The organism is Pseudomonas sp. P5_109 (genome assembly GCF_034009455.1).
GTDB lineage: Bacteria > Pseudomonadota > Gammaproteobacteria > Pseudomonadales > Pseudomonadaceae > Aquipseudomonas.
The window spans coordinates 670,085-686,714 of record NZ_CP125380.1; the positions used below are offsets into that span (position 1 = coordinate 670,085).

The window sequence follows — 16,630 nt, forward strand, 5'->3', positions numbered from 1 at the left end:
TGCGAGGCCTTTGTGTATGGCGCAACAAAGCTTCAGAACAGGAAATAACGCTGGGCCATTGGCAAGGTGTCTGCCGGCTCGCACCACAGCAACACGCCGTCGGCCTTGACCTGATAGGTCTGCGGATCGACGTCGATTTTCGGCAGGTAATCGTTGTGGATCAGGTCGGTTTTCTGCACGTCGCGGCAGCCTTTGGCCACGGCGATTTTCTTCTTCAAACCCAGCGCCTCGGGCAAGCCTGCATCCTGTGCGGCCTGGCTGATGAAGGTCATGCTGGTGGCGTGCAGCGAGCCGCCGAAGCTGGCGAACATCGGACGGTAGTGCACCGGTTGCGGTGTCGGAATCGAGGCGTTGGCGTCGCCCATCAGGCTGGCCGCAATGGCACCGCCCTTGAGAATCAGCGTCGGTTTCACGCCGAAAAATGCCGGGCGCCAGAGCACCAGGTCCGCCCATTTGCCCACTTCTACCGAACCCACTTCATGACTGATGCCGTGGGTGATCGCCGGGTTGATGGTGTACTTGGCGATGTAGCGCTTGGCGCGGAAGTTGTCGTTGCCGGCGCCATCGCCGGGCAGCGGTCCACGCTGTTTTTTCATTTTGTCGGCGGTCTGCCAGGTGCGGGTGATGACTTCGCCGACGCGGCCCATGGCCTGGCTGTCGGAGCTGATCATCGAGAACGCGCCGAGGTCGTGGAGGATGTCTTCGGCGGCAATCGTCTCGCGGCGGATGCGGCTCTCGGCGAAGGCAACGTCTTCGGCAATGCTCGGGTCGAGGTGGTGGCAGACCATCAGCATGTCGAGGTGTTCGTCGATGGTGTTGCGGGTGAACGGCCGGGTCGGGTTGGTCGAACTCGGCAGCACGTTGGCAAACCCGCAGGCCTTGATGATGTCCGGCGCGTGCCCGCCACCGGCCCCTTCGGTGTGATAGGTGTGAATGGTGCGGCCCTTGAAGGCGGCGAGGGTGGTTTCGACGAAACCGGATTCGTTGAGGGTGTCGGTGTGGATCGCCACCTGCACGTCGAACCGGTCGGCCACGCTCAGGCAGTTGTCGATGCTTGCCGGGGTGGTGCCCCAGTCTTCGTGGAGCTTGAGGCCGATGGCACCGGCCTTGACCTGTTCGATCAACGGTTCCGGCAGGCTGGCGTTACCCTTGCCGGTGAGGCCGATGTTCATCGGAAACGCATCGGCAGCCTGAAGCATGCGCGCCAGGTGCCACGGCCCCGAGGTGCAGGTGGTCGCATTGGTGCCGGTGGCCGGTCCGGTGCCGCCGCCGATCATGGTGGTGACGCCGCTCATCAATGCCTCTTCGATCTGCTGCGGGCAGATGAAGTGGATGTGCGTGTCGATGCCACCGGCGGTGAGGATCATGCCTTCGCCCGCGATGACTTCGGTGCTGGCGCCGATGGCGATGGTGACGTTGGGCTGGATGTCCGGGTTGCCGGCCTTGCCGATGGCGGCGATACGCCCATCCTTGAGACCGACGTCGGCCTTGACGATACCCCAGTGGTCGATGATCAGCGCATTGGTGATCAGGGTGTCGACCACCTCGGCGGCCAGCAACTGACTCTGCCCCTGGCCGTCACGGATGACTTTACCGCCACCGAACTTCACTTCTTCGCCGTAGGTGGTGAAGTCCTGTTCCACTTCGATCCACAACTCGGTATCGGCCAGGCGCACCTTGTCACCGACGGTGGGGCCGAACATGTCGGCGTAGGCTTGACGGGAAATCTTCATTCGTTCGCCTTGAGATTCAATTGAATTTGAGACTGTTCGCTTCGCTCACAGATTCGCGAGCAAGCCCGCTCCCACATTTGGAATGCATTCCCCTATGGGAGCGGGCTTGCTCGCGAAGGCGTCAATAGGGACACCGCATGACTCAGAGGTCACCCATAATCCTGCCGGCAAACCCGAACACCCGACGATGCCCCGCCAAATCCACCAACTCCACCTCGCGGCTCTGCCCCGGTTCGAAGCGCACGGCCGTTCCGGCAGGGATGTTCAGGCGCATGCCACGACTGGCGGCGCGGTCAAATGTCAGCGCGTCGTTGGTTTCGAAAAAGTGGTAGTGCGAACCGACCTGGATCGGCCGGTCGCCGCTATTGGCCACCTTCAGGCTGATCGTGCGCCGGCCGACGTTGAGCTCGATTTCGCCGGGTTCGATCTGGTATTCACCGGGAATCATCAGTGGGCTCCCTGGAGGATCTTGTAGTAGAGGGCGGTCGGCTTGTAGCGGCCGCTCGGGTCGCAGGCGTAGTCGGGGATTTCACCGGCGCGGGTATAGCCCAGCGATTGATAGAAATCTTCGGCGGGCGAGCCGGCCTCGGTGTCGAGGAAGAGCATGCCGCGCTTGTACTGCAGGGCGGCCGCCTCCAGGGAGCTCATCAGTTGCTGGCCCAGGCCGCGCCGCCGCGCATGTTCACGCACCAGCAGTTTCTGCACTTCGGCGCGGTTCAGGCCGTTGGCTTTCTGGCACAGGCCCAGTTGCACGCTGGCCTGCACCTGCTCGTCCTTGACCACCACCCACAGCAGCACGTTGCCCTTGTTGAGGTTGTCCTGGACCTCATCGAAATAGGCGTGGGCCTGAGTCGCATCAAGGTCAGCCATGAAGCCGACACTGGCGCCGTAGCCGACGGCATCGAGCAGCAGGTCGATCAGGCCCTGGCGATAATGCGCAAAGCTTTCAACGTTGACGCGTCGCAGTTGAGCGGCGTTCATCGGGCATTACTCCTTGTGGGCGCTTGGCGGCTCGGCGCCTGGGTTGAGGGTCAGTTGCATGAATGTCAGGTCCAGCCAGCGGCCGAACTTGGTGCCCACCTGGGGCATCTGCCCGGTGGTGATGAAGCCGACGCGTTCATGCAGACGGATCGAGGCAGCGTTACCGCTTTCAATGGCCGCGACCATCACGTGTTTGCCGCAGCCCCTGGCGCGTTCGATCAGCACGTCCATCAGTTTCGGGCCGAGGCCGTTGCCGCGTTGGTCGCTGCGCACATAAACCGAATGTTCGACGGTGTGACGGAAACCGTCGAAAGGCCGCCAGTCGCCGAACGAGGCGTAGCCGAGCACCGTGTTGTCGACATCAACGATCACCAGGATCGGATAGGCCTGGGACTGCCGGGCGCTGAACCAGGCCTGGCGGTTGCCGAGGTCGACCGCCTGTTCGTTCCAGATCGCCGTGGTGTTGAGCACCGCGTCGTTGTAGATGTCACGGATGGCCGGTAGATCGGCATGCACGGCATCGCGGATGTGGTAAGTCATGGCGCGGCCTCAGGCGATGGGTTGGTGGACGGTGACCAGTTTGGTGCCGTCGGGAAAGGTGGCCTCGACCTGGATTTCCGGGATCATTTCCGGGATGCCTTCCATCACCTGTTCGCGGGTCAGCAGGGTGGTGCCCAAGTGCATCAGGTCGGCCACGGTCTGGCCATCGCGGGCGCCCTCGAGCAGTGCCGCGGAGATGTAGGCCATGGCCTCCGGGTAGTTGAGTTTCACGCCGCGAGCCAAACGCCGCTCGGCCACCAGGCCGGCGGTGAAGATCAGCAGCTTGTCTTTTTCGCGTGGGGTCAGGTCCATTGTAGACATCCATCTGGGCAGATTAAAAAGTGTTGGATCTGTTAATACCGACCCTGTAGGAGCTGGCTTGCCAGCGATGCCTTTGGCGTCGGCAAGTACGCCTTCGCTGGCAAGCCAGGTCCTACAGGGATCGGTGTCAGGTGTTCCATATTCTTGGAGGTATTGCTTCGCGACCAAGCAACGCGGGCCTAAGCAACCGCCACAAATCGATAAGCCACCCCCGCGCCAACAGCGCTTCACTCGCCAGGCACCGTGCAACCAGTAAGCCCGGTAACTGAGTCAGATCCCCGCGCACATCGTTGGGCAGCGTGCGGCAGGTTTCCAGCAGCTCGCTATCAATTTCACCCGTCACCAACAACGTCGCAAACACCGGTTGCCCGTCGAGCCCGATGGGCGAATCAAGCAAACCGTCCGCCCCGACAATGCGCTGGCGTTCATGCCAGAGCAACTGGCCGTCGCGGCGGATGTCCAGTTGCGCCTGGAAGTGCCCAAGATCGAAGCGTTCGCCGCTGGCCGGCCGGCCCAGGGCCACGATGTCCCAGTAGAACAACCGCGCATCGCCCTCAAGGTCGATGCAGGTACTGAGCTGCGCCTGGGCCGCACTGAAAATGATCGTTTCCTGGGGCAGCCATTCCAGTGTCGCGCCGGCCGCCACCTTCAAGTGCAACTGCTGATAGGCCGGGCCGGCAGCGCGATACCACTTGGCCGCGCCGGGGCTGGTGATTTGTGCCCAGGCATCGCCCTCGACGCTGGCCGAGATGTCCAGCCGATCGCCACCGGCAATCCCGCCGGGCGGGTGGACAATGATGTGCTGGCAGACTTCTGGCCCTTCGGCATAAAGGTGTTTTTGTACCCGCAACGGACCCTTGTGACGGCGCTGGACTGGGCGCGTGGTGTTGTCGAACCGGGCATAGCCCAGTTCCAGTTCGGCGTGCCAACTGGGAGTGAACAAGGCGCCGGAAGCGAGAAGGGTCATAGTCAGTGCTTATCGTGAGCTCGTCAGGATGTTTGCAAAGGCTGTGCCGCAAGGTATCCCCCGGCAGGACACAGCTATTGCGTGGCTCGGTGCACCAACAAGAGGCGCGCCATGAAATGTCGCGCAACAAATTGGTGCTTCGCTCGTCTTTCCAGACATACATATGTACCGCCATCCGTGCCCCCGGAAAACTCAGGATCCAGGCGTGCGCTCCCTCTTTCTGCGGGGCGACCGAACAACCTGGAGTTTCTTGATGACTACCGATACAGATCGTGAAAATGCACGCGAATTGCTTGGGCAACTTGAAAAACAATCGCATGAGCAACCACCGACGACTGCGCCGGTGTTGCCACCCGTTAGCCAACCCTTTATTTGCGCAGACGATGCTGCGAATTGGTTTCACCAGCATGAGCGCGTGACTGACAGAGAGAGCGGTTCACTGATTTTGCAGCGCCCGGATGGCAAGTTTGTCGCGACTACCCCCATACAGGATGAGACGAACACTTTTGATTTTGAGCGTTTGCTTTCTTACGACCGAGTTACCCGAACGATCAGTCATCCAGCGGGATATCTTTGCGTGGGCAAATGCCATAGCCACCCGGACATTTCCGAGTGGATTGCCAAGAATTACCGCACCTTCAACGAGGGACAGGTCAAACTGTTAAATTCGCTCCCTTCGTTACCCGATCTCCATACTGCGTTCAATCAGAGAGATTTCTTTAAACACAGTTATGTTTCAGGTCCAGCTGGTTCTCTGGTGGCTTACTCCATCAATCCGCCGGACTCACCCTATAGCCCCATATACCTTATGGGGCCGCCCCCCGAAGATCGGGTCAGGAGGATTGCGGCCATCGGCCAGATACGTGTCCTTGATCCAGGCACGGTCTGGGGTGGGTTTCGCGGCCGCATCACTTCTGAATGGATTCCCTTCCAACCGGCCATACCCGGACCTCCCACTCTCCAACCGTTCTATACGTCGGTTTTTGAAGACCCGGCCTCTGCGTTGAACGATGCCTTGCGTCGTGTGCCAGCGATAGCGGAACACCAGCGCGTAGGGTTTATTCTCAAACGCCACGACCGTGAGGAATACATCGCGACATTGCCGCTCCACCGACCTGATGGACTGTTGGCAATCGAGCAGGTATTTCCTGCCATTCCAGACGGTTTTCTGTTGCCAGACAATCAGGCGTTGGCAGGTATGTATCTGGGGCCAGAGCGGTTGGCGACGCCACTACCGGAAAAAGAGGCTGACCTGTATCAGCAGTTTTTCTCACCCCAGTCATTGGTTTTCGGCGTTCTGCAGGCTCGGGAATCAGGGTTGGTGGACACCGCCTTGGGTTATTCGGTGTTCCTCCAGACCCCGGATGGTGCATTGCTGAAGTACCACAGCACGTTTTCTGAAGCCGAAGCCTGGGTTATCAAGACCGAAGGGGCGATGGGCGCCAACATCGATAAGCTCTTGCTGGGTGGACATCTGAGCGCTAAGGATTTTGTCTTGAGTGTTGCCGTAACGGGCGTGCTGACGGTCGAAAACAGCAGCCCGCTCTGGGATGTTGGCGGCGTTGTGGGTTCTGGATGGCTGCCCTATGCAGGGACAAGCCGCATCACCTCGGACCCTGAATGAGCGCTGATAGATAACGGCTCAGATCGTGACCAACCCGCGCACACCCTCGGCTTCCATGTTTTCACCGCGGCCCTGTTGCACGATCTCGCCCCGGGACATCACCAGGTATTGATCGGCCAGTTCGGCGGCGAAGTCGTAGAACTGCTCCACCAGTAAAATCGCCATATCGCCCCGGGCCGCGAGCTTCTTGATCACGGCGCCGATCTCTTTGATCACCGACGGCTGGATGCCTTCGGTGGGCTCGTCGAGGATCAACAGGCGAGGGCGGCTGGCCAGCGCTCGGCCAATCGCCAATTGCTGTTGCTGGCCACCGGACAGATCGCCGCCGCGCCGCTGTTTCATTTGTAGCAGCACCGGGAACAATTCGTAGATGAACGCCGGCACTACCTTGGCTTCGCTGCCCGGGAAACGTGAAAGTCCCATCAGCAGGTTTTCTTCCACGGTCAGGCGGCCGAAGATTTCCCGGCCTTGCGGCACGTAGGCGATGCCGGCATGCACGCGTTGGTGCGGCTTGAACGTGGTGATCGGTTTGCCTTCCCAGTTCACCGCGCCTTCCTTGGCCGGCAACAGGCCCATAAGGCATTTGAGCAGGGTGGTCTTGCCCACGCCGTTGCGGCCGAGCAGGCAGGTGACTTCGCCGACCTTCACGTCAAACGTCAGGCCGCGCAGGATGTGGCTACCGCCGTAGTACTGGTGCAGTTTTTCGACTTGCAGCATGTTCGAATTCCTCTCCGCCTCTGTAGGAGCCGGCTTGCTGGCGATGGCGGCGTACCAGCCACCATCAATATTGCCTGACCCACCGCTATCGCCAGCAAGCCGGCTCCTACAGGGGGTATGTATTTGCAGATTAACGACCGAGATAAACCTCGATCACCCGCTCGTTGTCCTGCACCTGCTCCAGCGATCCTTCCGCCAGCACGCTGCCCTGATGGAGCACCGTGACGTGGTCGGCAATCGAGCCGACGAAGCCCATGTCGTGTTCCACCACCATCAGCGAGTGCTTGCCAGCCAGGCGCTTGAACAGTTCGGCGGTGAACTCGGTCTCGGCGTCGGTCATGCCCGCGACCGGTTCGTCGAGCAGCAGCAATTGCGGGTCCTGCATCAACAACATGCCGATCTCCAGGAACTGCTTCTGCCCGTGGGACAGCAGGCCGGCCGGGCGATTGACCGACGAGGTCAGGCGAATGGTCTCCAGCACTTCGGCGATGCGGTCTTTCTGTTCGCCGTTCAAGCGTGCCCGCAGACTGGCCCACACCGATTTGTCGGTTTTCTGCGCCAGTTCCAGGTTCTCGAACACGCTCAAGGCTTCGAACACTGTCGGCTTCTGGAACTTGCGACCGATACCGGCCTGGGCGATCTGCACTTCGCTCATTTGCGTCAGGTCCAGGGTTTCGCCGAACCAGGCCTTGCCGTGACTGGGACGGGTCTTGCCGGTGATCACGTCCATCAGCGTGGTCTTGCCCGCACCATTGGGGCCGATGATGCAGCGCAACTCACCGACGCCGATGTACAGGTTCAGATTGTTCAGCGCGCGGAAACCGTCGAAGCTGACGCTGATGTCTTCCAGCGTCAGGATGGTGCCGTGGCGCGTGTTCAGGCCTGGCCCGACGCGTTGGCCGAGACCGATGGCATCGCGGCTGCTGCCGGCGTCCTTGTTCGGTTCCACAGGAAAGAACGCCGGTTCGAGCATGAATTCAGCGGTTGCAGTGACTCTCATTGCTCACCTCTTTTCTTCAACAGGCCGATCACGCCCTTGGGCAAATACAGGGTCACGACGATGAACAGCGCGCCGAGGAAGAACAGCCAGTACTCGGGGAACGCCACGGTGAACCAGCTCTTCATGCCGTTGACCACACCGGCACCGAGCAACGGACCGATCAAGGTGCCGCGACCGCCAAGCGCGACCCAGACGGCTGCTTCGATAGAGTTGGTCGGCGACATCTCGCTCGGGTTGATGATCCCCACTTGCGGCACGTACAGCGCACCGGCCAGGCCGCACAACACCGCGCTCAAGACCCAGACAAACAACTTGAATCCGCGCGGGTCATAGCCGCAGAACATCAGGCGGTTCTCCGCATCGCGCAGCGCGGTCAACACCCGGCCGAATTTGCTTTGCGCCAGGCGCCAGCCGATGTACAGGCTCGCCACCAGCAACAGCACCGTGGCGAAAAACAGCACCGCGCGGGTGCCCGGTTCGGTGATGCCAAAACCAAGAATCGTGCGGAAATTGGTGAAGCCGTTGTTGCCGCCGAAGCCGGTTTCGTTGCGGAAGAACAGCAGCATGCCGGCGAAGGTCAGGGCCTGGGTCATGATCGAGAAATACACGCCCTTGATCCGCGAACGGAAGGCGAAGAACCCGAACACCAACGCCAGCAACCCCGGCGCCAGTACCACCAGGCACAAGGTCCAGAGGAAGCTGCTGGTGCCGGTCCAGAACCACGGCAGCTCGGTCCACGACAGGAACGTCATGAACGCCGGCAAGCCATCGCCCGAGGCCTGGCGCATCAGGTACATGCCCATGGCATAACCACCGAGGGCGAAGAACAGGCCGTGACCGAGGGACAGCAGGCCGGCATAACCCCAGACCAGATCGAGCGCCAGGGCGACGATGGCGTAGCAAAGAATCTTGCCCACCAGCGTCAGCGTGTAGGCGGAGACGTGCAGCGTACTGTCCGCCGGTAACAGCGACAGCAGTGGCAGCGCCAGCAACAGAACGAGGATCACCACACCGACGGCAATCGTGACTTTCGGGCCGGCCTTTTGCGTGGCCGTGAGCATCAGGGGCTGGTTCATCAGTCGATCACCCGTCCTTTGAGCGCGAAGAGGCCTTGCGGACGTTTCTGGATGAACAGAATGATCAGCGCGAGGATGAGGATTTTGCCGAGCACGGCACCGATCTGCGGCTCGAGAATCTTGTTGGCGATGCCTAGACCGAATGCGGCCAGCACGCTACCGGCCAATTGGCCGACACCGCCGAGCACCACCACCAGGAACGAGTCGATGATGTAGCTCTGGCCGAGGTCCGGGCCGACGTTGCCGATCTGGCTCAGGGCCACGCCACCGAGGCCGGCAATGCCCGAGCCGAGGCCGAAGGCGAGCATGTCCACACGCCCGGTGGGCACGCCGCAGCAGGCCGCCATGTTGCGGTTCTGCGTGACTGCACGCACGTTCAGACCCAGGCGGGTCTTGTTCAGCAGCAGCCACGTAAGCACCACCACAAACAGGGCAAAAGCAATGATGACGATGCGGTTGTACGGCAGCACGAGGTTGGGCAGCACCTGAATCCCGCCCGACAGCCACGCCGGGTTGGCCACTTCGACGTTCTGCGCGCCGAACACCAGGCGCACCAGCTGGATCAGCATCAGGCTGATGCCCCAGGTGGCGAGCAGGGTTTCCAGTGGACGGCCGTAGAGGTGGCGAATCACCGTGCGCTCCAACGCCATGCCGATGGCCGCGGTGACGAAAAACGCCACCGGCAGCGCGATCAGCGGATAGAACTCGATCGCCTGCGGGGCGAAGCGCTGGAACATCAGTTGCACCACGTAGGTCGAGTAGGCACCGAGCATCAGCATCTCGCCGTGGGCCATGTTGATCACGCCCAGCAGGCCGAAGGTGATCGCCAGTCCCAGGGCGGCGAGCAGCAGGATCGAGCCCAGTGACATGCCACTGAAGGCCTGGCCGAGCATCTCGCCGATCAGCAGTTTGCGTTTGACCTGGGCGAGGCTGGTCTCGGCAGCGGTGCGCACGTTGGCGTCGGTTTCGACCCCTGGATCGAGCAAGCTTTCGAGGCGAGTGCGGGCCAGCGGATCACCGGTTTCGCCGAGCAGGCGCACAGCAGCGAGGCGCACGGCCGGGTCTGCGTCCACCAGTTGCAGGTTGGCCAAGGCGAGGCTCAATGCTGCGTGGACACCTTCGTCGTGCTCACCAGCGAGTTGCTGATCGAGGAATTTCAACTGCGCCGGCTTGGCGCTTTTCTGCAATTGCTGGGCGGCGGCCAGTCGGATCCTGGCATCGACAGCGAGTAATTGATGACTGGCCAGGGCCGTATCGATCAGACCCCGCAGACGGTTGTTCAGGCGCAGGGTTTTCGGTTGGCCATCGATGGTCAGTTCGCCTTGCTGCAGGGCGTTGATCAACTCGATACGGGCCGGATCGGGCTGCGCGGCCCAAGACTCCAGCAGCCTGGCTTGCTGCACGGGATTGGCGGCGACGAAGTCTTCGGCGTCGCCGGCGTGGGTGGCCATCGGCAACAGCAGGGCGATGGCGAAAATGAAGCGGTAAAGGGCGGTGGGCATGTCTAACGTCCTGGTCATGCGCGGACCCTGTAGGAGCCGGCTTGCCGGCGAAGGCATCAGCTCGGTGCATCAGGTGCACCGAATCGTTTGCATCGCTGGCAAGCCAGCTCCTACAGGTGTTGTGTCGGGCCCGGCGGGAGTGTCCGGGCCCGACATCGCGGGGCTTAGTTGCTCTTCACCGCATACTCCGGCTTCTTGTCGTTGCCCGGGATGAAGGGGCTCCACGGCTGGGCGCGGATCGGCCCTTCGGTCTGCCACACCACGTTGAACTGACCGTCAGACTGGATCTCGCCGATCATCACCGGCTTGTGCAGGTGGTGATTGGTCTTGTCCATGGTCAGGGTGTAGCCGGACGGCGCGGCAAAGGTCTGGCCGGCCAGGGCTTCGCGGACTTTGTCGACGTCGGTGGATTTGGCTTTTTCCGCCGCTTGCGCCCACATGTGGATACCGACGTAAGTGGCTTCCATCGGGTCGTTGGTCACCGCTTTGTCGGCGCCCGGCAGGTTGTGTTTCTTCGCGTAGGCCTTCCAGTCGTCGACGAACTTCTTGTTGACCGGGTTCTCCACCGATTCGAAGTAGTTCCATGCCGCGAGGTTGCCCACCAGTGGCTTGGTATCGATGCCACGCAGTTCTTCTTCACCGACCGAGAACGCCACGACCGGAACGTCGGTGGCCTTCAGGCCCTGGTTGGCCAGCTCCTTATAGAACGGCACGTTGGAATCGCCGTTGACGGTGGAGATGACCGCGGTCTTGCCACCGGCCGAGAACTTCTTGATGTTGGCGACGATGGTTTGATAGTCGCTGTGACCGAACGGCGTGTAGACCTCTTCGATGTCCTTGTCGGCCACGCCTTTGGAATGCAGGAACGAACGCAGGATCTTGTTGGTGGTGCGCGGGTAGACGTAATCGGTGCCGAGCAGGAAGTAGCGCTTGGCGCTGCCGCCTTCTTCGCTCATCAAGTATTCAACGGCAGGGATCGCTTGCTGGTTCGGCGCGGCGCCGGTGTAGAACACGTTTGGCGACATTTCTTCACCTTCGTATTGCACCGGGTAGAACAGCAAGCCGTTGAGTTCTTCGAATACCGGCAATACCGATTTGCGCGACACCGAGGTCCAGCAACCAAACACCACGGCGACTTTGTCCTGGGTCAGCAACTGGCGGCCCTTTTCGGCGAACAGTGGCCAGTTCGAGGCCGGGTCGACCACAACCGGCTCGAGCATCCTGCCGTTGACGCCGCCCTTGGCGTTGATCTCGTCAATGGTCATCAACGCCATGTCTTTCAACGACGTTTCTGAGATTGCCATGGTCCCGGACAACGAATGCAGAATACCGACCTTGATGGTCTCGGCGGCCTGGACAGTCCAGGTCATGCCCATAGCGGCAATGGATGCCGAGAGAGTGAAAGCCTTGATCAAACTGCGACGCTTCATTGTGCGATCTCCATGAACTTATGAGTTTTCTTGGTTGGCAGATGCGGACTACTGAAGGTGTGTTTTGCAAGGGCTGTGCCCGGTCGGCAAAAGGCAGGGAAACGTCGTTTTAGAGCGGTTGAACAGTTTGAAGGCGCACCATGAAGGATCGCGTCCGGCGCGTTGGTGCGCAGAGTTGCGCCAGATTGGGGCGAAGAGTTTGTGGGCAACAAAAATCAACTGTGGGAGCGGGCTTGCTCGCGAAGAGGGTGTGTCAGACAACATAAATGGTAACTGAAACACCGCATTCGCGAGCAAGCCCGCTCCCACAAGGTCAGCGGCGCATCAACTCAGCTTTTGATGCAGGTTTCAAAACCATGGCCGCCCCCTTCGTACTCCGGGCCGTAATAGTATTTGGTGAATGAAGTTTTTCCGTCAGAAGTTGTAGCAATTTTCGCAATCCCGACACCGTAATCCTTGAGGGACGGATCCGTATGGGCAAAGTAAATCGCCAGGGAACTCAAATTGGCGGCAGCGAATCCGTCATACCGGGAATTGTCGAGCAACGTCAGGGTAAAACCGTAGGCACCGTGTTCACCGGTACTCTGTTTGGCATTGAGCTTCATCTCTACAACACCTTCAAACGGACCGATATGGCTGTCCACTCCGGTGCATTGATACCGGCCACTGTAATCAACGCCAGTAAAGGGTGGCTGCACTGCCCATGCGGGCGCTGAAACAAGTGCAATGGATGCGATGAGTTTCTTGAGCATGCTTACCTCTTTCCGCTCTTGTAAGAATTGTGGCGATTAAATTGTAGGAATAATCGCCATTGAAGTGCGCGAGCGTTTTATAGTTGAACTCGCGAGTGCGGAGTATGAACATGATGGTTAACTTTTTAAGCGTTAACTCAATGCGAGGTTTTTCCAGGCGTAAATGCAGTCTTGAAACTTTTTAATTAAAAATGGCGTTAACGACGTCGCACGACCGATTCGAAGTAGTTCCAAGCCGCAAGGTTGCCCACCCATGGCTTGGTATCGATGCCGCGCAGTTCTTCCTCGTCCACCGAGAACGCCACGACCGTGTTTCGCAAGGGCTGTGCCCGGTCGGCAAAAGGCATGGAAGTGTCGTTCTAGAAAGGTTGAGCGGTTTGCTGGCGCACCATGAAGGATCGCGTCTGGCGCGTTGGTGCGAAGAGGTGCGCCAGATTGGGGCGAGTAACATCGATCAATTGTGGGAGCGGGTGTGTCAGACAACATAAGTGGCAACTGAAACACCGCGTTCGCGAGCAAGCCTACTCCCACAAGGTCAGCGGCGCATTAGCTTAGCTTTTAATGCAGGTTTGAAAACCATGGCCGCGACCTTCGTACTCCGGGGTGTAATAGTATTGGGTAAATGAAATTTTCCCGTCAGAAGTTGTACCAATTTTCGCAATCCCGACGCCGTAATCCTTGATCGACGGATCCGAATGGGCAAAATAAGTTGCCAGCGTACTCAAGTTGGCGGCAGCAAACCCGTTAAACCAGGCGTTGTTGGGCAGCGTCAGGGTAAAATCATAGGCGCCATGATGGCCGGTACTTTGTTCGGCATTGAGCTTCATGTCGAGGACAGCACCGATGTCGCTGTCTTGTCCGGTGCAATGATATTGGCCGCTGTAGTCAACGCCAATAAAGGGTGGCTGCACTGCCCATGCGGGCGCTGAAACAAGTGCAAGGGATACGATGAATTTCTTGAGCATAGTTACCTCTTTCCGCTTTTGTGGGAGTTATGACGATTTAAGTGTAGGAATAATTGTCATTGAAGTGTGTGAGTGTTTTATTGTTCAAACTTGCGGAGGCAGAGTATGGCCGTGGCAGTGAGTTTGTTAAGCGCTAACTCAATACGAGGTTTTTCCAGGCATAACTGCAGTTTTTAACTTTGCTTTAATTAAACTTGGCTTTAACGACGGCGAATCAAGCCGATGAAAAACAACCCGCCAATCGCCGCAGTGGCAACACCGATGGGCAAGTCTTCGGGGGCGATCAGCGTCCGTGCTGCGACGTCGACCCAGACCAGAAACAGACTGCCGAGCACCACGCACACCGGCAGCACTCTTCGGTGTTCGGCCCCGACCAGGCGCCGTGCGATATGCGGCACCATCAACCCGACAAATCCGATCGAACCGCTGATCGACACGAGCACGCCGGTCATCAATGACGCGATCAAAAACACTCGCAGGCGCACGGTGCGCGTATTCAGGCCGAGGGTCACCGCCGTCTGCTCACCGGCCATCAGCGCATTCAACGGTCGCGCCATGCCCAGCAGTAAAACCAGCCCGAGCAACACACTGGCTGTCGGTACCGCCAGCAATTCCCAGCGTGCCAGCCCGAGTCCGCCGAGCATCCAGAACATCACCGCCGAACTGGCTCGATGGTCGCCCATGAACAGCAGCAGATTGGCCATCGCCATCATCACGAACGACACCGCCACGCCGCACAGCAACAGCCGATCACTGTCGAGGCGACCGTGGCGGCTGGCGATCATCAACACCACCAGCATGCTCAGCAATGCACCGATAAAAGCCGCGATGGGCAAGGTCAGCAAGCCAGCGATTTCCCCGACATGCAGCACCACGATCACCGCGCCCAACGTCGCGCCGGAGGTGACGCCGAGCAAGTGCGGGTCCGCCAGCGGATTGCGCGTCACCGCTTGCAGCACTGCGCCGATCAACGCCAGGCCGGCGCCCACCAGCGCGCCGAGCAGCATGCGCGGGACGCGGATCAGCCAGACGATGTGCTCTTGTCCGGGGTTCCAGTCCGGCACAGCGAAACCGAACAGTTTGTGCAACAGGATGCGCCACACCACATCCAGCGGCACCCGTGCCGGGCCGAAACCCAGGGACACCACGCATGACACCAGCAACAGCGCAGCGAGGGCAATCAACAACAAGGCGTAGCGACGGTTGATCATTCGCCGTGGAAGCCCTTGGCCAGGGTTGCGACCGCCAGCACGTTATCGATCCCCGGCGTGGCTTGTACGTAAGGGATGACGATGAAGCGCCGCTGCTTGATCGCGTCCACCGATTGCAGGGCTTTGTTGGCCAGCAGGAATTGAATCTTCTGTTCGGCGGTGATTTCGCTGTAGTCGACGATCACGATCACCTGCGGATTGTGCTCGACCACGGTTTCCCAGTTGACCCGGGTCCAGCTCGCGTCGACATCCTCCAGAATATTGCGCCCGCCTGCGGCGTCGATCAGCGCCTGTGGCATACCTAGACGGCCTGAGGTCATGGCCCGGTCTTCGCCGCTGTCATACAGGAAGACCCGTGGTTTTTCCGCGGGCAGGTCTTTGCCAATGTCCGCCACTTGCGCCTGCATGTTGGCGATCAGGGCGTTGGCGCGATCCTGCACGTCGAAGATTCTGCCGAGGTTGCGCAGGTCGTTGTAGGTGTCTTCGAGGCTGGCCGGCGGGCGCTTCATCACGAAGGCGCAGGATTCGCTCAGCTCATACACATTGATGCCCAGCGGTTGCAGGGTTTGCGGCGTGAGGTCGCCGCCGATGCGCATGCCGTAGTCCCAACCGGCGAAGAGAAAATCGACGTTGGCATTGAGCAGGGTCTCCACCGACGGGTACTTGGCCGCCAGCTCCGGCAGGCCTTCGAGAATGCCCTGCATCTGGGGTGTCACGGCCTTCCAGCCACTGATGCCGCTGTAGCCGGCCATCCGGGGCTTGAGGCCGAGGGCGAGCATCATCTGGGTCATGTTGATGTCGTGGCTGAGGGCGTGTTGCGGTGCCTGCTTGAAGGTCACTTCGCGGTTGCAGCTTTTGATGGTCAGCGGGTAATGGGTGGCTTCGGCCAAGGCTTGAGCGCTGCCCAGCAGCATCACGAGAGAGAGGCAGGAGCGCAGCAGGGAACGCAAAGTCATGATTGGGTTATCCAGGTAATTCGTGGGTAGCCGTGCAGCGGATGTTCATCGATCAACGCTTCGACACCAAACACATTGCGCAGCAATGCAGCCGTCAGGACTTCCTTCGGTGTGCCGCTGGCGACGATACGGCCATGGTTGATCACGTACAGCCGATCACAAAAAGCCGCGGCCAGGTTGAGGTCGTGGATGCTCGCCAGGGTGCCGATGTGCAAGCGCTTGACCAACTGCAACAGCTCCAGCTGATAGCGTGGATCGAGGTGATTGGTCGGCTCGTCGAGGATCAGCAACTGTGGCTGCTGGGCCAGGGCGCGGGCGAGGATCACCCGCTGTTTCTCGCCTCCGGAGAGGGTGGCGAAGCCGTGGTCTTCGAACCCCTTGAGGCCGACCGATTCCAGGGCCTGATGAATGAGTTTCGAGTCCTCAAGCGTGTCGCCATCGAACAATCTTTTGTGCGGTGTGCGGCCCATGGCAACCACTTCCTCGACGGTGAGGCCGAAGGCGTCGGGGAACTCCTGCAAGACCACGGCGATGCGTTGTGCGCACCAACGCGAGGACTGTTTCCAGACGTTCTGGTGATCGAGCCTGGCCTCGCCGCTTTCCGGTTTACTGAAGCGCCAGGCACAGCGCAACAGGCTGGTCTTGCCACTGCCGTTGGGGCCGATCAGCCCGACGAACTCACCGGCGGCTACGTGTAGCGAGGCATCACGCAGCTGGAATTGGTGGTGGCAATGGCCGTGTCCCAGTGGGGTCCAGGTCAGGTTTGTGAGGTTCAGCGAGGTCATGCAGTGACTCTTGAGGTGATGCTGATGGCCTCATCGCTGGCAAGCCAGCTCCTACAGGGTTCGTGCGAAT

At 60.1% G+C, this 16,630-nt stretch carries 17 protein-coding genes and 1 pseudogene; 1 reads left to right on the plus strand and 17 read right to left on the minus strand.

Annotation, left to right across the window (positions count from 1 at the left end):
- Window positions 1-32: 32 nt before the first annotated feature.
- The 6 genes from ureC to QMK54_RS02895 all read right to left on the minus strand — a co-directional run bounded on the left by ureC (window position 33) and on the right by QMK54_RS02895 (window position 4,542).
- Window positions 33-1,733, minus strand: coding sequence for an urease subunit alpha (ureC, locus tag QMK54_RS02870; RefSeq protein WP_223593976.1), 1,701 nt, complete (start codon window positions 1,731-1,733; stop codon window positions 33-35).
- A 142-nt stretch (window positions 1,734-1,875) separates the two neighbouring features.
- Entirely contained in the window at window positions 1,876-2,181 is a 306-nt protein-coding gene (locus QMK54_RS02875; protein ID WP_223593979.1) for an urease subunit beta, read from the minus strand.
- Window positions 2,181-2,714 carry a GNAT family N-acetyltransferase gene (locus QMK54_RS02880; RefSeq protein WP_223593981.1) on the minus strand — a complete coding sequence of 178 codons (534 nt, stop codon included), beginning with the start codon at window positions 2,712-2,714 and terminating at the stop codon, window positions 2,181-2,183. Before QMK54_RS02880 ends, QMK54_RS02875 begins: the two co-directional genes overlap by 1 nt.
- A 6-nt stretch (window positions 2,715-2,720) precedes the next feature.
- Entirely contained in the window at window positions 2,721-3,254 is a 534-nt protein-coding gene (locus tag QMK54_RS02885) for a GNAT family N-acetyltransferase (protein ID WP_110658149.1), read from the minus strand.
- Window positions 3,255-3,263: 9 nt separating this feature from the next.
- Window positions 3,264-3,566: an urease subunit gamma gene (locus QMK54_RS02890; protein ID WP_007999380.1), complete on the minus strand. Its 303-nt coding sequence runs from the start codon at window positions 3,564-3,566 to the stop codon at window positions 3,264-3,266.
- 136 nt (window positions 3,567-3,702) lie between these two features.
- Window positions 3,703-4,542, minus strand: coding sequence for an urease accessory protein UreD (locus QMK54_RS02895; protein WP_320402022.1), 840 nt, complete (start codon window positions 4,540-4,542; stop codon window positions 3,703-3,705).
- Between the two features lie 253 nt (window positions 4,543-4,795).
- On the opposite strand from QMK54_RS02895, the gene QMK54_RS02900 reads away from it, so the two are divergent.
- Window positions 4,796-6,166 (plus strand): DUF4329 domain-containing protein, encoded by a 1,371-nt coding sequence (locus QMK54_RS02900; protein WP_320402023.1) that lies wholly within the window; start codon window positions 4,796-4,798, stop codon window positions 6,164-6,166.
- Window positions 6,167-6,184: 18 nt separating this feature from the next.
- Here the strand turns inward: QMK54_RS02900 and urtE are convergent, their stop codons facing one another.
- The 11 genes and pseudogenes from urtE to QMK54_RS02955 form a co-directional block, all read right to left on the minus strand.
- Entirely contained in the window at window positions 6,185-6,883 is a 699-nt protein-coding gene (urtE, locus tag QMK54_RS02905) for an urea ABC transporter ATP-binding subunit UrtE (protein ID WP_320402024.1), read from the minus strand.
- A gap of 130 nt (window positions 6,884-7,013) precedes the next feature.
- The gene (gene urtD / locus QMK54_RS02910) at window positions 7,014-7,883 is read right to left on the minus strand and encodes an urea ABC transporter ATP-binding protein UrtD (RefSeq protein WP_320402025.1); all 870 of its coding nucleotides are present in this window, start codon (window positions 7,881-7,883) and stop codon (window positions 7,014-7,016) included.
- Window positions 7,880-8,959, minus strand: a complete 1,080-nt coding sequence (gene urtC / locus QMK54_RS02915) for an urea ABC transporter permease subunit UrtC (protein WP_110658159.1) — start codon at window positions 8,957-8,959, stop codon at window positions 7,880-7,882. Before urtC ends, urtD begins: the two co-directional genes overlap by 4 nt.
- The gene (gene urtB, locus QMK54_RS02920) at window positions 8,959-10,461 is read right to left on the minus strand and encodes an urea ABC transporter permease subunit UrtB (RefSeq protein ID WP_320402026.1); all 1,503 of its coding nucleotides are present in this window, start codon (window positions 10,459-10,461) and stop codon (window positions 8,959-8,961) included. The genes urtC and urtB overlap by 1 nt, the downstream gene beginning before the upstream one ends.
- Before the next feature lie 164 nt (window positions 10,462-10,625).
- Window positions 10,626-11,891, minus strand: a complete 1,266-nt coding sequence (gene urtA, locus QMK54_RS02925; RefSeq protein ID WP_320402027.1) for an urea ABC transporter substrate-binding protein — start codon at window positions 11,889-11,891, stop codon at window positions 10,626-10,628.
- 329 nt (window positions 11,892-12,220) lie between these two features.
- Entirely contained in the window at window positions 12,221-12,643 is a 423-nt protein-coding gene (locus QMK54_RS02930) for a hypothetical protein (RefSeq protein ID WP_320402028.1), read from the minus strand.
- A 212-nt stretch (window positions 12,644-12,855) separates the two neighbouring features.
- A pseudogene (locus QMK54_RS02935) lies at window positions 12,856-12,951 on the minus strand (transporter substrate-binding protein); the annotation flags it as partial.
- Between the two features lie 243 nt (window positions 12,952-13,194).
- Window positions 13,195-13,608 carry a hypothetical protein gene (locus QMK54_RS02940; protein WP_320402029.1) on the minus strand — a complete coding sequence of 138 codons (414 nt, stop codon included), beginning with the start codon at window positions 13,606-13,608 and terminating at the stop codon, window positions 13,195-13,197.
- A 200-nt stretch (window positions 13,609-13,808) separates the two neighbouring features.
- Window positions 13,809-14,819, minus strand: coding sequence for an iron ABC transporter permease (locus QMK54_RS02945; RefSeq protein ID WP_320402030.1), 1,011 nt, complete (start codon window positions 14,817-14,819; stop codon window positions 13,809-13,811).
- Window positions 14,816-15,775, minus strand: coding sequence for an ABC transporter substrate-binding protein (locus QMK54_RS02950; protein WP_223593994.1), 960 nt, complete (start codon window positions 15,773-15,775; stop codon window positions 14,816-14,818). Before QMK54_RS02950 ends, QMK54_RS02945 begins: the two co-directional genes overlap by 4 nt.
- Window positions 15,772-16,560, minus strand: a complete 789-nt coding sequence (locus QMK54_RS02955) for an ABC transporter ATP-binding protein (protein ID WP_320402031.1) — start codon at window positions 16,558-16,560, stop codon at window positions 15,772-15,774. Before QMK54_RS02955 ends, QMK54_RS02950 begins: the two co-directional genes overlap by 4 nt.
- Window positions 16,561-16,630 lie beyond the last annotated feature (70 nt).